The 14,624-nt window shown below is 69.1% G+C and carries 12 protein-coding genes; 5 read left to right on the top strand and 7 right to left on the bottom strand.

What is annotated here, in order from left to right; translation table 11 throughout:
• Positions 1-106: 106 nt before the first annotated feature.
• From AB0269_RS11475 to AB0269_RS11465, 3 genes are all read left to right on the top strand, one after another.
• On the top strand, positions 107-1,159 hold the full coding sequence (locus tag AB0269_RS11475; protein WP_366211327.1) for a substrate-binding domain-containing protein: 1,053 nt from the start codon (positions 107-109) through the stop codon (positions 1,157-1,159).
• 73 nt (positions 1,160-1,232) lie between these two features.
• The gene (locus AB0269_RS11470; protein ID WP_366211326.1) at positions 1,233-2,396 is read left to right on the top strand and encodes a Gfo/Idh/MocA family oxidoreductase; all 1,164 of its coding nucleotides are present in this window, start codon (positions 1,233-1,235) and stop codon (positions 2,394-2,396) included.
• Between the two features lie 32 nt (positions 2,397-2,428).
• On the top strand, positions 2,429-3,433 hold the full coding sequence (locus tag AB0269_RS11465) for a sugar phosphate isomerase/epimerase family protein (protein WP_366211325.1): 1,005 nt from the start codon (positions 2,429-2,431) through the stop codon (positions 3,431-3,433).
• Between the two features lie 76 nt (positions 3,434-3,509).
• Here the strand turns inward: AB0269_RS11465 and AB0269_RS11460 are convergent, their stop codons facing one another.
• Positions 3,510-4,040, bottom strand: coding sequence for a GNAT family N-acetyltransferase (locus tag AB0269_RS11460; protein ID WP_366211324.1), 531 nt, complete (start codon positions 4,038-4,040; stop codon positions 3,510-3,512).
• Between the two features lie 4 nt (positions 4,041-4,044).
• On the bottom strand, positions 4,045-5,535 hold the full coding sequence (locus tag AB0269_RS11455; protein WP_366211323.1) for a DHA2 family efflux MFS transporter permease subunit: 1,491 nt from the start codon (positions 5,533-5,535) through the stop codon (positions 4,045-4,047).
• Positions 5,536-5,591: 56 nt separating this feature from the next.
• On the opposite strand from AB0269_RS11455, the gene AB0269_RS11450 reads away from it, so the two are divergent.
• Together AB0269_RS11450 and AB0269_RS11445 are read left to right on the top strand one after the other, a co-directional pair.
• Positions 5,592-6,452 (top strand): phosphoribosylaminoimidazolesuccinocarboxamide synthase, encoded by an 861-nt coding sequence (locus tag AB0269_RS11450; protein WP_366211322.1) that lies wholly within the window; start codon positions 5,592-5,594, stop codon positions 6,450-6,452.
• A gap of 183 nt (positions 6,453-6,635) precedes the next feature.
• A complete protein-coding gene (locus tag AB0269_RS11445; RefSeq protein ID WP_366211321.1) occupies positions 6,636-7,976 on the top strand; it encodes a solute carrier family 23 protein in 1,341 nt (446 codons plus the stop codon).
• Positions 7,977-8,092: 116 nt separating this feature from the next.
• On the opposite strand, the gene AB0269_RS11440 is transcribed toward AB0269_RS11445, so the two are convergent.
• From AB0269_RS11440 to AB0269_RS11420, 5 genes are read right to left on the bottom strand one after another with little or no spacing between them, the layout of a single operon-like run.
• The gene (locus AB0269_RS11440) at positions 8,093-9,811 is read right to left on the bottom strand and encodes a biotin carboxylase N-terminal domain-containing protein (RefSeq protein WP_366211320.1); all 1,719 of its coding nucleotides are present in this window, start codon (positions 9,809-9,811) and stop codon (positions 8,093-8,095) included.
• Positions 9,808-11,658 carry an urea amidolyase family protein gene (locus tag AB0269_RS11435; protein ID WP_366211319.1) on the bottom strand — a complete coding sequence of 617 codons (1,851 nt, stop codon included), beginning with the start codon at positions 11,656-11,658 and terminating at the stop codon, positions 9,808-9,810. The genes AB0269_RS11440 and AB0269_RS11435 overlap by 4 nt, the downstream gene beginning before the upstream one ends.
• Positions 11,658-12,458: a putative hydro-lyase gene (locus AB0269_RS11430; protein ID WP_366211318.1), complete on the bottom strand. Its 801-nt coding sequence runs from the start codon at positions 12,456-12,458 to the stop codon at positions 11,658-11,660. Before AB0269_RS11430 ends, AB0269_RS11435 begins: the two co-directional genes overlap by 1 nt.
• A gap of 2 nt (positions 12,459-12,460) precedes the next feature.
• Positions 12,461-13,225, bottom strand: coding sequence for a 5-oxoprolinase subunit PxpA (locus tag AB0269_RS11425; protein ID WP_366211317.1), 765 nt, complete (start codon positions 13,223-13,225; stop codon positions 12,461-12,463).
• A 2-nt stretch (positions 13,226-13,227) separates the two neighbouring features.
• A complete protein-coding gene (locus AB0269_RS11420) occupies positions 13,228-14,502 on the bottom strand; it encodes an NRAMP family divalent metal transporter (RefSeq protein ID WP_366211316.1) in 1,275 nt (424 codons plus the stop codon).
• Positions 14,503-14,624: the final 122 nt, after the last annotated feature.

Here is a 14,624-nt window from a genome sequence, read left to right as displayed (position 1 = left end):
CATCTTCTGTTAGCCTCGCCCTGTCAGTGCCGGTGCGCATCGAACCTGAAGCCGGATCCCCTGCTCGCACCGCACGCATCTGCATCACATTTCAAGGAGGAAAGACATGCATCGCATGCGCACCCGCGGGCTCCGCCCGCTGATGGCCGGAGCAGCAGCACTGTTCGCCATCACCCTGCTGGCCGGTTGTACCAGCGACGGCTCCGAGAGCGAAAACGACGGTGAGAACCAGGGCACCACGAGCGAGGAGAACGCGGCGTCCGGCGACACCGTCGTCATCGGCTGGTCGGGCCCCGAGGCCGACCACGGCTGGCTCGGCGCGATCAACTCCGGTGCCATCAACGCCGCCGAGAGCTTCGACGACGTCGAACTGCGCCAGGCCGAGGGCACGAACGACGCCAGCGCTCAGATCGCCGCGGTCGAGCAGTTCATCAACGAGGACGTCGACGCGATCGTGCTGCTGCCCACCGACGGCGCAGCGCTCACCGAGGTCGCAATGAAGGCGATGGAGGCCGGCATCCCGGTCATCAACGTCGACCGCGAGTTCTCGAACCCGTTCGCGTCGCGCATCACGATCCTCGGCGACAACTACGGCATGGGCGTCAGCGCCGGCACCTACATCTGCGAACAGCTCGACGGGCAGTCCGACGCCGTCGTCGCCGAGATCGCCGGCATCGACTCGCTGCCGCTCACGCAGGACCGCTCGCAGGGCTTCAAGGATGCCCTCGAGGGCTGCGGCCTCGAGGTCGGTCCGCGGGTCGCTGCCGACTTCACCGTCGCCGGCGGCGAGAGTGCAGCATCCCAGCTGCTCTCCGCCAACCCCGAGATCGACGCGATCTGGAACCACGACGACGACCAGGGCGTCGGCGTCATGGCCGCGATCGAGTCGGCGGGCCGCGACGAGTTCTTCCTCGTCGGCGGTGCGGGCAGCGTGAACATGATGGACCGCATCGAGGCGGACGACAGCGTCATCAAGGCGACCGTCATCTACCCGTCGACGCAGGCCGCGGACGGCATCGCCATGGCGCGCCTGATCGCTCAGGACAAGACCATGAGCGACCTGGTCACCCCGAGCGTCCCGTACCGCATCGTGCTGGACGCACCCGTGGTCACCAAGGACAACGTCGCCGAGTTCATCGACCTCGCCTTCGAGTCCTGACACCTCTCGCGGGGCGGGCGCCTCGGCGCTCGCCCCGCACTGTTCCCCGAAGACCCGTTCCCTGGAGTACACGATGACGACACAGCTGCGAGTGGCCATGATCGGCCACGGATTCATGGGAGCGGCGCACTCCGTCGGCTGGCGGCAGGCGCCGGCGGCCTTCGATCTCCCACTGGCCCCGCACATGACCGTGCTGGTCGGGCGGGATGCTGCGAAGACCGCCGCGGCCGCTGAGAAGTGGGGCTGGTCCGAGACCTCCACCGATTGGCGCGACGTCATCGCGCGCGACGACATCGACCTCATCGACATCGTCACCCCGGGCGACTCGCACGCCGAGATCGCGATCGCCGCCCTCGCCGCCGGCAAGCACGTGCTGTGCGAGAAGCCGCTGGCGAACTCGGTCGACGAGGCCTTCGCGATGGAGCAGGCGGCACGGGATGCCGCAGCCCACGGCATCCGCGCCATGGTGGGCTTCACCTACCGCCGGGTTCCGGCCGTCACCCTCATGCGCGACATGATCGCCGCAGGCCGCATCGGAACGATCCGTCAGGTGCGCGCCTCGTACCGCCAGGACTGGCTCGCCGACCCCGAGTCCCCCATGACGTGGCGCCTCGACAAGGATCGGGCGGGCTCGGGCGCCCTCGGCGACATCGGCGCCCACATCGTCGACATGACCCAGTTCGTCACCGGCCAGTCGGTCACCGAGGTCTCGGGCGTCATGGAGACGCTCGTGCGCGAACGCCCCGTTCTCGCCGAATCGGTGGGCCTGGGCGGCACCGCCGGCACCGAACGCGGCACCGTGACCGTCGACGACGTCGCCCTGTTCACCGGGCGCCTCGACTCCGGCACGCTCGCCACCTTCGAGGCGAGCCGCTTCGCGACCGGACGCAAGAACGCTCTCGATCTGGAGATCTCCGGAGACGCCGGTGCGCTGCACTGGAACCTCGAAGACATGAACACCCTCGACTTCTACGACGCCACACGTCCTTCCGGCGAACAGGGCTTCACCCGCATCCTCGTCACCGAGCCGGAGCATCCGTACCTCTCCGGCTGGTGGCCCACCGGTCATATGCTCGGCTACGAGCACGGCTTCTCGCACCAGGTGAAGGACCTCACCGAGGCGATCGCCGGCGGCGTCGACCCGCAGCCGACCTTCGCCGACGGGCTGCGCGTGCAGCGCGTGCTCGACGCCGTCGAGCGCAGCGCGCAGAGCGGCTCGGCCTGGACGAGCATCTGACCACGAACGAAACGCACGAGAAGAGGACGACGATGTCACGACCGATCACGCTGTTCACCGGCCAGTGGGCCGACCTGCCGTTCGAAGAGGTCTGCCGCCTCGCCGGCGAGTGGGGCTACGACGGCCTTGAGATCGCCTGCTGGGGCGACCACCTCGACCCGTGGCGGTGGGACGACGACGCCTACATCGAAGACCGCCTGGCGATCCTCGAGCGCAACGGGCTCAAGGTCTGGACGATCTCGAATCATCTCAAGGGCCAGGCCGTGTGCGACGACCCGATCGATCAGCGCCACCGCAACATCCTCTCCGACACGGTCTGGGGCGACGGCGACCCCGAGGGCGTGCGGCAGCGCGCTGCAGAGGAGCTGAAGAACACCGCACGTCTCGCGGCGAAGCTCGGCGTGAAGACCGTGACCGGCTTCACCGGGTCGTCGATCTGGAAGTACGTCGCGATGTTTCCGCCGGCCACCGACGACATGGTCGATGCCGGCTACCGGGACTTCGCCGACCGCTGGAACCCCATCCTCGACGTGTTCGACGAGGTCGGCGTGCGCTTCGCCCACGAGGTGCATCCCTCGGAGATCGCCTACGACTACTGGACCACCAAGCGCGCGCTCGAGGCGATCGGCCACCGCGAGGCGTTCGGGCTGAACTGGGACCCGTCGCACATGGTGTGGCAGGACATCGACCCGGTCGCGTTCCTGTGGGACTTCCAGGACCGGATCTACCACGTGCACTGCAAGGACACGAAGAAGCGCCTCGGCAACGGCCGCAACGGCCGCCTCTCCTCTCATCTGCCCTGGGCAGACCCGCGTCGCGGCTGGGACTTCATCTCCACCGGCCACGGCGACGTGCCGTGGGAGGACGCGTTCCGGATGCTGAACGCGATCGGTTACGAAGGCCCGCTGTCCGTGGAGTGGGAGGACGCCGGCATGGACCGGCTCGTCGGGGCCCCCGAGGCCCTGGAGTTCGTGCGGAAGCTTTCGTCGTACCGGCCGTCGGATGCCGCGTTCGACAGCGCCTTCTCTACCCGCTGATTCGCATACGGGTCGTTGAGCGAAGGCGCACAGCGCCGCAGTCGAAACGGGTTGAGCGAGCGAAGCGAGTCGAAACCTACAGCTCGATCCAGTAGCGCCGCAGGCGCGGGTGGCCCTGCTCCGCGGCATCCACCACGTCCTGCAGCACCCCGCCCGCGCCCTCGATCGTGCGGTACGACCCGGCGTTGTCGTCGTCGCATGTGAGCATGACGCTCTCGAGCCCGAGCTCGCGAGCGTGGTCGAGGGCCAGCGCGAGCCCCGCGCGGGCGTAGCCCTGCCGGCGGCGGGTCGGACGCACCGAGTACCCGATGTGCCCGCCGAAGTGCCGCAGCCACTCGTTCAGCTCGTGCCGGAACGACACGAATCCGACGACCTCTCCGTCGTCGGTGATCCAGAACAGGTCGTTGTGCACTCGTCCGTCGGGTGCGGGGATGCTCGTGTCGGCCAGTTCCTCGGCCTTCGCGAGCAGTTCGTCGAATGTTCCGCGCTCGCTGTCGGTGGGCGCGGTCATTCCCGAGCCGTCGATGTGGATGCCGCCGAACTCATCGACCGCCGCCGCCCAGGAGTCGTAGAGGTCTGCGGTCGGGCGGGTGAGGGCGATCGTCATCGTCTCAGCGTAGGTGCTTCGGACGACGCAGGAAGAGCACGGCCACGACCCCGAGCAGGATGAACGCCGCCGGCAGCAGCATCGTCTGGGCCATGGCATCCGCGAACGGGGCTGCGATGAAGTCCGGAAGCGCCCCCTCGCCGAAACCGGTCGATGCGTCCTGGGAACCGGGCAGGTTCGCCTCGAGGCGGCTCTGCATGAACGCGGCGATCGCAGCCGATCCCAGCACCGAGCCGATCGTGCGCATCGTGTTGTAGATGCCGGAACCTGCCCCGGCCTGGTGCATCGGCAGGTCGCGCGTCGCCGTCGTCGCCAGCGGCCCCCACATGCCGGCGTTGCCGAAGCCGAGGATCAGCGACGGCAGGAGCATCCACAGGATCGGGGTGTCGGTGTTCATCATCCACGCGAACAGGAACAGCGACACCGCGACGAGAAGAAGACCGGGCACGAGCATGACGCGCGGGTCGACGCGGTCGAGGAGCCTGCCGGCGAACGGCGAGACGATGCCCGCGGCGAGCGCCATCGGGATCAGCAGCAGCGCCGACTCGGTCGGGGTGAGTCCGCGGGCGAGCTGCAGGAAGAACATCAGCGGCAGACCCTGAGCCGTCACGGTGAACCCGACGACGGCGATCGTGATGTTCGACCAGGTGAAGTTGCGGTTGCGGAACAGCGCCATCGGCACCAGGGGCTCGTTGTTCGTGCGCGCCTGGTACCAGAGGAACAGCCCCATCACGACGACGCCGGCGCCGATGAGACCCCACACCGAGATCGGCCCCCAGATCACACCCCAGTCGTAGGCTTCCGCCTCCTGCAGTCCGAAGACGATGAGGAACATCGCGATCGCGCTGAGGAAGACGCCGGGCACGTCGAAGCGGTGCGGATGCGTCTCGAGCTTCGGGACGAGCATCCACGCGAGCACGAACCCGACCACGCCGACCGGGAGGTTGATGAAGAAGATCCACTCCCAGCCGAGGCCGTCGACGAGGAACCCGCCGGCGAGCGGCCCGACGAGCATGGCGACACCGGATGCCGCGCCCCACAGGCCCATCGCCGCTCCTCGCCGCTCGGGCGGGAACGTGCGGGTGATGACCGCCATGGTCTGCGGCGTGAGCAGTGCTGCGCCGAGGCCCTGCGCGGCGCGCGCCCAGATGAGCACGTCCAGGCTCGTCGAGAGCCCGCATGCGAGCGAGGCGAGTGTGAAGACGGCGAGCCCGATCAGGTAGAGGTTCTTCGGCCCGAAGCGGTCGCCGAGGCGGCCGGTGATGAGCAGCGGAACGGCGTAGGCCAGCAGGTATGCGCTCGTGACCCAGACCACCCGGTCGAGGTTGTTGGACTCGGGATCGAGAGCCGCCTTGATCGCAGGGTTCGCGACGGTCACGATCGTCGTGTCGACGAGGATCATGAAGAAACCGATGACGAGAGCCCAGAGTGCGGGCCAGGGGCTGCGCGGCGATGCTGCAGCGGGTGCGGTGCGAGGTGCGGGGACGTCGGTCACCCGGCAACGGTACACCCGGCATCCGACGACGGCCCCGGGACCGGGATAATGGGCACGTGAGCGAAGCGAAGAGCATCCCCGGCTGGCGTCATCTCTACTCCGGCAAGGTCCGCGATCTGTATGCATCGGAGGACCCGGCGGACACCCGCATCCTCGTCGTCGCATCCGACCGGGTGAGTGCCTTCGACTTCGTGCTCTCCCCTGGCATCCCCGACAAGGGCGCACTGCTCACGAGGCTCAGCCGCTGGTGGTTCGAGCAGCTCGACTTCCCGAACCACCTCGCCGAGGGCGAGGTGCCGGAGGCGGTCGCTGACCGCGCGATGCTCGCGCAGTCTCTGGAGATGCTGCCGATCGAGTGCGTCGTGCGCGGGTACATCACCGGCTCCGGCTGGGCGGAGTATCAGGAGAGCGGAACGGTGTGCGGCATCCCGCTGCCGGTCGGCCTCGAGAACGGCGACCGCCTGCCCGAGCCCCTGTTCACCCCCGCGTACAAAGCGCCGATGGGCGAGCACGACGAGAACATCGACTTCGACCGCGTCGTCGAGCTGGTCGGTGCCGAGCGCGCGGCAGAGTTGCGCGACACGTCACTCGCGATCTACGCGCGTGCCGCGGCGATCGCCGAGGAGCGCGGCCTCATCCTCGCCGACACGAAGTTCGAGTTCGGGACGGATGCCGACGGCACGTTGCGCCTCGCCGACGAGGTGCTCACGAGCGACTCGTCGCGGTACTGGGATGCCGCCACATGGGAGTCGGGGTCGACGCCGGCGGAGCGCATGGCGTCGTTCGACAAGCAGATCGTCCGCGACTGGCTGGCCTCCAACTGGGACAAGCAGGGCGAGCCGCCGGCACTCCCGGACGAGATCGTCGAGCGCACCGCAGACCGGTACCGCGAGCTCATCGAGCGCCTGACGGCCTAAGCAGCATCCTCGTCGCGCTGCGGCCCGGCCCGGTCCGACGCTTCGGGGGCCTTCTGCACACATGTCGGACGGATCCGGCCGATCGGTCCGACATCCGTCGCAGTGTCCCCCGGACTGTCGCGCACACGGCCGGCACTCAGCAATCGGTAATGTTGCTCCGACCCCGAAAATGAGGAGCACCCCATGCCGGTCTGGAAGATCCACGGCGACGGCCGCACCGTCGCGCCGGGCAACGTCGTCCGCCCCGAAGAGCGCCTGAACTGGCCTGCCACCTTCGCGATCGGCGCACAGCACGTCGTCGCCATGTTCGGTGCGACTTTCCTCGTGCCGATCATCACCGGGTTCCCGGTGTCGACGACACTGCTGTTCTCGGGCATCGGCACGCTGCTGTTCCTGTTGCTGACCCGCAACCGGCTCCCCAGCTACCTCGGCTCCTCGTTCGCGTTCCTCGCCCCGATCACCGCCATCAACGCCGGGCAGGCGCTCGAGACACCGCAGCAGATCACGCAGGCTCTCGTCGGCGTCATCGTGGTCGGCGTGCTGCTCGCCGGCATCGGCTTCCTCGTGCAGGCCGTCGGCGTGCAGTGGATCGACCGGTTCATGCCGCCCGTCGTCGCCGGTTCCATCGTCGCGCTGATCGGCTTCAACCTCGCCCCTGCCGCCTGGAACAACTTCACCCTCCAGCCCGAGCTCGCCTCGGTGACGTTGATCGCCGTGATCCTGTTCAGCGTGCTGTTCCGCGGGTTCCTCGGGCGCATCTCGATCTTCCTCGGCGTGATCGTCGGGTACGTCGTGGCGATCTTCACGAATCAGGTGAAGTTCGACGGCATCGAGGAGGCCGCCTGGATCGGTCTGCCCGAGTTCCACCTCGCCGCCGTCGCCGACCCTGCAGCCTGGTTGTACGTGCCCATGTTCCTGCCGGTCGTGCTCGTGCTCATCGCCGAGAATGTCGGGCACGTCCGCGGCGTCGCCACCATGACCAACGACCCGTCGATAAACAAGCACACCGGTCGCGCGCTCGTCGCCGACGGCCTCGCGACCACCCTCGCCGGCGGTTTCGGCGGATCGGCGACCACCACGTACGGCGAGAACATCGGCGTCATGGCCGCGACCCGCGTCTACTCGACCGCGGCGTACTGGGTGGCAGGTGTCGCGGCGATCCTGCTGGCATTCTCACCCAAGGTCGGCGTCATCTTCAACTCCATCCCGGCCGGAGTGCTCGGAGGCGTGACCACCGCCCTGTACGGCCTCATCGGCGTCATCGGCATCAAGATCTGGGTCGACAACCGCGTGGACTTCTCGCGCCCCGTCAACCAGTACACCGTCGCGGTGTCGTTCGTGATCGCCGTCGGTGGCTTCGCGATGAACTGGGGCGCGTTCCAGCTCGGAGCGATCGTGCTCGGCACGGTGGCGGCGCTGCTGATCTACCACCTGGGCAACGCGATCGCCCGTGCCCGCAAGACCGGCGCGGCCGACGGCGGCCCCATCCCCGCCGTCGGCCCGCTCGGCGGCGACCCGGAATAGACCGGCGACCGGTCCGATCTGCTGACCTTGCCCCGATCTGCTGACGAATCCGCGAAGAACGTCAGCAGATCGGGCTCATGTCCGCAGATCGGGGCGCGGGACCGGATGCCGGCGGATCAGCCGATGCGGCCGATGACGGCGTCGGCCGCGACCATGTCGCCGATGGATGCCGTCTGCGACAACGTGCCTGCGCGGTGCGCGGTGACCTGGGTCTCCATCTTCATGGCATCCAGGACGGCGACGGCATCCCCCGCCGCGACCTCGGCGCCGTCGTCGACAAGCCAGCGGACGAGGCTGCCGGGTGCGGGCGCCCGCAGGTCGGCCGGATCGGCGGATGCCGGCTCCGAAACTCCCGCTCCCGAAGAAGACGAGGCGAATCCGCGCAGCAGCGCCGCGGGAACTCCGAGCACAACGCGCTTACCGTCGATCTCGACGCCGAAGCGCTGCATCCCGGCATCCTCGAGGGGCGCCGGGCGCAGCTGCGGCTCGAGACGCGGAAGCAGGGATGCTTCGATCCACTGCGTGTGCACCCCGAACGTGTCGGTGGCGAACTCCGGCTGATCCACGGCGAGCCGGTCGAACGGGACGACCGTCGCCGGCCCCTCGATCTGCAGCTCGCGCAGCGCGCGGCGCGAGCGCACCAGCGCGGCATCCCGCGAATCGGCGTGCACGATGAGCTTGGCGATCATCGAGTCGAACGCCGGCTGCACCGCATCGCCCGCCTCGATGCCGCTGTCCCAGCGCACACCGGGGCCACCCGGAACGCCGAGCGCGGTGACGAGCGCAGGGCTCGGCAGGAAGCCGCGCCCCGGGTCCTCCGCGTTGATGCGGAACTCGAAAGCGTGGCCACGCGGCTCAGGCGTGGCCGCGAACGACGGTCCCTCGCCCGAGGCGATGCGGAACTGCTCGCGCACGAGGTCGACACCGGTGACCTCCTCGGTGACGGGATGCTCGACCTGCAGGCGCGTGTTCACCTCGAGGAACGAAATCGTGCCGTCGGCGGCGAGCATGAACTCGACCGTGCCTGCGCCGCGGTAGGACACCTCGGCGCAGATGCGACGGGCTGCCTCGTGGAACTGCTGGCGCTGCTCGGACGTCAGACGCGGCGCAGGAGCCTCTTCGATGAGCTTCTGGTTGCGGCGCTGCATCGAGCAGTCCCGGTCGCCGACCACGACGACGTTGCCCCGCCCGTCGCCGAGCACCTGCACCTCGATGTGGCGAGGGCTCTCCAGGAACCGCTCGACGAAGCACTCACCGCGACCGAACGCGACGATCGCCTCGCGCGTCGCGGCGTCGAAGGCCTCGGCGACCTCGGACAGCTCGCGCACGACCTTGATACCGCGGCCGCCTCCGCCGTAGGCGGCCTTGATCGCGATCGGCACGCCGTGCTCCTCCGCGAAGGCGACGGCCTCGGCGGGTCCTGACAGCGGCTGGTCGGTGCCGGCTGCGAGCGGCGCGCCGACCTTCTGCGCGATGCGGCGGGCGGTCATCTTGTCGCCGAGCGCGTCGATGCTGTCGGGGGTCGGACCGATCCAGGTGAGCCCGGCTTCCTCCACGGCGCGCGCGAATGCCGCACTCTCGGACAGGAATCCGTACCCGGGATGCACGGCATCCGCGCCGGACTTCCGCGCAGCGTCCATCAGAGCGGGGATCGACAGGTAGGTATCCGCCGCGGCCTGCCCGCCGAGTCCGACGGCCTCGTCGGCGAGGCGGACGTGCAGCGCATCGGCATCCTGATCGGCGTACACGGCGACCGAACCGTACCCGGCCTCAGCACACGCGCGGACCACGCGCACGGCGATCTCGCCGCGGTTGGCGATCAGGACCTTCTTCATGACTGTGCTCCTTCGATGCGGAAGCGGATGCGGGCGCCGGGAGGCAGTTGAGCTGCGAGATCGAGGCACCGGTCGGTGACCGCGCCGATGATCGGATAGCCGCCGGTGAGCGGATGGTCGGGGAGGAACAGCACGGGCTGGCCGTCCGGCGGCACCTGGATCGCGCCGGTGACCGCGCCCTCGCTGGGCAGTTCCCCCGGAGTCTCGCGTTCGAGCGGCACGTCGCCCTGCAGACGGATGCCGACGCGGTCGGAGCGCGGCGTGACGAGCCACTCCTGCGTTGTCAGAGTCTCGAGAGCGGATGCTGTGAACCAGTCGTCGCGCGGGCCGAGGGTGATGTCGAGCTCGACGAGGTCACCGGATGCCGGGAGCTCACGCGGCTGCGGGTCGGGGTCGACCGCCGCCAACGCCTGATCGCCGATCGCGAGGACGTCGCCCGCCGCGAGCACGGCCGGTCCGAGGCCGGCGAGCGTGTCGCTGGAACGGCTGCCGAGGGCGGATGCCGCGTCGATGCCGCCTCGGATACCGATGACGAAGCGCAGCCCGTGCGTCGGGTGACCGAGGGTGAGCTCGTCGCCGTCGACGGTGGCGAACGGCGTGCCGTGAGGCATGCTGCGGGTGAGCCCGGCCACGTCGGTGAGCGTGATGTCACCTGCGGCACCGGTGACGGCGGCGACGCCATCGCCGTGGAAACGGAGGGTCGCGCCGCCGACGCTCTCGAGCACCGCGGCGCCGCGGTGGTTACCGACAGCTCCGTTGGCGTCACGCATGGCCGTGCGATCGGCGGCTCCGGACTCGGAGACTCCGAGGGCCGCGTGGCCCGGACGGCCGAGGTCTTGCACGAGCAACTGCAGTGACGGGCGGACGACCTCGAGGGTTGGGTGAGGCTTCGACTCGCCTACGGCTCGCTCACCCCGTTTCGTCTCGCTTCGCTCGCTCAACGCCCCGCCACCAGAGCCCGCGGACACAGATTCCGGGTCGTTGAGCGGAGGAGGCGAAGCCTCCGCAGACGAAACGGGCTGAGCGAGCGCAGCGAGCCGAAGCCTCTCCTCCTCCTCAGCATCCCGTGCGCCCGCAGCGGACTCGAGCGGAGCGATGGATGCCTCCGGTCGAGCTGGCATCGGGTCTGGCGGGAGCGCGCCGGAGGCGTGCAGGGGCATGTCTCGGCCGGAGGCATCCATCGCGGAGCTCCCCCGAGGCATCCCCTGCGCAGCGCTCCCCGCCGCACCCATCGCGAGGCGCTCCCGAGAGGCGACGAACCGCACCGACGTTCCCGGCGCCAGGAGCGCAGGGGGGTCGCGGTCGATGTCCCACATGACGGCATCCGTGCGTCCGATGAGCTGCCAGCCGCCGGGGCTCTCGCGCGGGTACACGCCCGTGAAGGCTCCAGCGAGCGCGACCGACCCGGCCGGAACCCGCGTGCGCGGCGATGACCTCCGCGGCACGTCGAACAGCGGGTCGCTGCTGACGACGTACCCGAACCCGGGCGCGAAGCCCGAGAAGGCGACCTGCCAGTCGGCGGCGAGGTGGCGGTTCACGAGTTCCTCAGCAGAGACGCTCAACAGCGAAGCTGCTTCCGACAGATCAGAACCGTCGTACTGCACGGGGATCGTCACCTCGCGCGTATGGGGCACGTGCTCGGCATCCACCACCGTCGCCGACAGCACCGCCGCGAGAGACGAAGAAGACACCCGCACCGGATCGAACCGCACGAGCACGGTGCGCGCGCCGGGGATGCGTTCGACGATTCCGGGCACGCCGTCCCACGCGAGGTTCAGGCGCATCGCCTCGTCGAGGTCGGCCGCCTCGACGAGCAGCGACCGGTCGGATGCCGTGAGGATGCGCATCAGACGATGTACTCCGCATCAGGCACGTCGGTGATGAACATGTATCCCGGCGCGTGGGTCACCGCGAACGGGGGCTTCGAGGCCATGATCGCCGCCTGCGGGGTGACGCCGCAGGCCCAGAACACGGGGATCTCGCCGTCGCGCACCTCGGGAGCGTCGCCGAAGTCCGGCTGCGACAGGTCGGCGATGCCGAGCGAGGACGGGTCGCCGACGTGCACGGGGGCGCCGTGCACAGCCGGGGTGCGGCCCGAGATCTGCACGGCATCCGCCACCCGCCCCGCGGGGATCGGACGCATCGAGACGACCATCTCGCCGCGCAGGCGTCCGGCGGGGGTGCAGTCGATGTTCGTGCGGTACATCGGCACGTTGCGGCCGAGCTCCTGATGACGGATCGGGATGCCGGCATCCACCAGCCCGGTCTCGAACGTGAAGCTGCAGCCGATGAGGAAGGCGACGAGATCGGGATGCTCCTCCCACGCGTCTCGCGCATCGTTCTGCTCCGAGGCGAGCTCGCCGTCGCGCCAGATGCGGTACCGCCCGATGTCGGTGCGGATGTCACTGCCCGGCGCGAGCGCGGACTCGACCTGTCCCGCCTCGATGACCTCGAGCACCGGGCAAGGCTTTGGGTTGCGCTGCGCGTAGAGCAGCGTCTCGAAGGCCCAGTCCGCCGGCACCGCGATGAGGTTCGCCTGCGTGAGGCCGGCGGCGACGCCGCTGGTCGGCTCTGCGACACCGGAACGGTAGGCGGCGCGGGCTGCCCGCGCGGAGGCGACCTGATCGGCGGATGCGAGCACGGCCATCCTCACGCCCCCGCGAACGGCGCGATCGCGATGCCGGCGTCCTGCAGCATCCGCTTCGTCTCGGCGGCCATCGCGATCGATCCTGGGCTGTCGCCGTGCACGCAGATCGACTGCGCGTCGACGCGCACGTCGGTGCCGTCGATCGCGCGGATGACGCCCTCGTCCGCAAGTCGCACCATGCGCTCGGCGACCGCGGCGGGGTCGTGCAGCACGGCCCCGGACTGCGTGCGCGAGACGAGTTGGCCGTCGGGCTGATAAGCCCGATCGGCGAAGGCCTCGGCCGCGACCGCCAGACCCGCTCGAGAAGCGACGTCGAGCACGACGCCGCCGGCGAGCCCGAGCAGCACGAGGCTCGGGTCGATGGCCTTGATCGCCGCGACGACGTCCGCCGATTGTCGCTCGTCCCGCGCGATGTTGTTGTAGAGCGCGCCGTGCGGCTTCACGTACGCCACGCGACCGCCGACCGCCGCAGCGAGACCCATCAGCGCCCCGAGCTGGTACTCGACGTGCGCCTGCAGCGTCGGCGAGTCGATCTCGACGTTGGTGCGACCGAAGTTCTCGTAGTCGCGGTAACCGGGGTGGGCCCCGATGACCACGCCGCGGTGCACGGCCGCGGCGAGCGTCTCGCGGATGCCCTCGGGGCTGCCCGCGTGGAAGCCGCACGACACGTTCGCACTCGTGACGATCTCGAGCATCGCCGCGTCGTCGCTCACGACGCGGTCGGCGACGTTCTCTCCGAGGTCGGAGTTGAGGTCGATCACTGCCATGGTCAGGCTCCGATTCCGAGGAAGGCGAAGATGGGTCCGATCGAGACGATACCCATGTACCAGGTCAGCAGCGTCACCAGGGTGCCCGCGATGAGCAGCCAGAGCGGGTACTTGCGGGTACCGAGCAGGTCGCGGCGGAACCACCCGATGTACATGAACACCGTCAGGCCGATCGGAAGGATCAGTCCGTTGAAGCCGCCGACGAACACGAGGATCGCGGCGGGCGCGGTGCCGATGAGCAGATAGATGATCAGCGAGACGACGATGAAGCCGATCGTCGCCCACTGCAGCGACCAGCCGCCGAGGAACCGCTTGTGGAAGGTCGAGAGGAAGGTCGCCGAAGTGTAGGCGGCGCCGATCACCGAGCTGATCGCGGCGGCCCAGAAGATCGCGCCGAAGATCCGCAGGCCCGCGTCACCGAGGACGATGCCGAACGCCTGGCCGGCCGGGTTGGCGGCCTGGCTCGACAGGTCGAGCGCGACTCCGGATGCCACGACGCCGAGGATCGCGAGGAACAGCACGTAGCGCATGATGCCGGTGACGAGGATGCCGTTGGCCGCGGCCCGCATGACGGGGCCGGCGTGCTCGGGGCCGGTGTGACCGGAGTCGAGGTAGCGGTGCGCGCCGGAGTAGGTGATGTAACCGCCGACCGTGCCGCCGACGATCGTGGTGATGGTGGCGAAGTTCAGGGTGTCGGGGACGAAGGTCTGTCGCAGGGCGTCGCCGATCGGCGGCTGAGACATGATCGCGACGATCACGGTCATGACGATCATGCCCACGCCGAGGATGACGAGGACGATGTCCATCACCTTGCCGGCCTTCTTGATCAGGAAGATGATGATCGCCAGGGCGCCGGTGAGCAGCCCGCCCCACTTGGCGTCGATACCGAGGAGTGCGTTCAGGCCCAGTCCGCCGCCGGCGATGTTCCCGATGTTGAAGGCGAGACCGCCGATGACGACGAGAATCGCGATGACGTGGCCCGAGAACGGGATCGCGGCATTGGCGAGCTCGCCGGCGCGCTTGCCCGAAGAGGTGATCATGCGCCAGATATTCAGCTGCACTGCGATGTCGACGAGCACCGAGATGAGGATGGCGAAGGCGAACGCCGCGCCCATCGTGGCGGTGAAGGTGGCGGTCTGCGTGATGAAGCCGGGGCCGATGGCGCTGGTGGCCATCAGGAAGATCGCGCCGATGACGGCACTGCGGCCCGCGCGCTTCTTCACCGCTGCGAGCTTCGCGCCGGTCTGAGACTGCTCTGATTGCGTGTGCTCAGGCATGGAGAGGGTTCCCATCGTCGTTGTTGGGTGTCGAGTGACACCGAGTGTAGAACACTTTGGGGTCAGATTGTTCTACAACTTTGTTTCGGGGATGCTACGACGAGGTCGCAGGCGCCTAACAT

The organism is Microbacterium sp. NPDC077644 (genome assembly GCF_040702785.1).
In the GTDB taxonomy this organism is placed as follows: Bacteria; Actinomycetota; Actinomycetes; order Actinomycetales; family Microbacteriaceae; genus Microbacterium.
The sequence above is the reverse complement of the archived record's forward strand: the minus strand, read 5'-3'. Positions and strand labels throughout refer to the sequence as shown.

Coding starts and splice junctions, on each gene's coding strand:
- AB0269_RS11475 (WP_366211327.1), top strand. CDS start 107: ATGCATCGCATGCGCACCCGCGGGCTCCGCCCGCTGATGGCCGGAGCA.
- AB0269_RS11470 (WP_366211326.1), top strand. CDS start 1,233: ATGACGACACAGCTGCGAGTGGCCATGATCGGCCACGGATTCATGGGA.
- AB0269_RS11465 (WP_366211325.1), top strand. CDS start 2,429: ATGTCACGACCGATCACGCTGTTCACCGGCCAGTGGGCCGACCTGCCG.
- AB0269_RS11460 (WP_366211324.1), bottom strand. CDS start 4,040: ATGACGATCGCCCTCACCCGCCCGACCGCAGACCTCTACGACTCCTGG.
- AB0269_RS11445 (WP_366211321.1), top strand. CDS start 6,636: ATGCCGGTCTGGAAGATCCACGGCGACGGCCGCACCGTCGCGCCGGGC.
- AB0269_RS11440 (WP_366211320.1), bottom strand. CDS start 9,811: ATGAAGAAGGTCCTGATCGCCAACCGCGGCGAGATCGCCGTGCGCGTG.
- AB0269_RS11435 (WP_366211319.1), bottom strand. CDS start 11,658: ATGCGCATCCTCACGGCATCCGACCGGTCGCTGCTCGTCGAGGCGGCC.
- AB0269_RS11430 (WP_366211318.1), bottom strand. CDS start 12,458: ATGGCCGTGCTCGCATCCGCCGATCAGGTCGCCTCCGCGCGGGCAGCC.
- AB0269_RS11425 (WP_366211317.1), bottom strand. CDS start 13,225: ATGGCAGTGATCGACCTCAACTCCGACCTCGGAGAGAACGTCGCCGAC.
- AB0269_RS11420 (WP_366211316.1), bottom strand. CDS start 14,502: ATGCCTGAGCACACGCAATCAGAGCAGTCTCAGACCGGCGCGAAGCTC.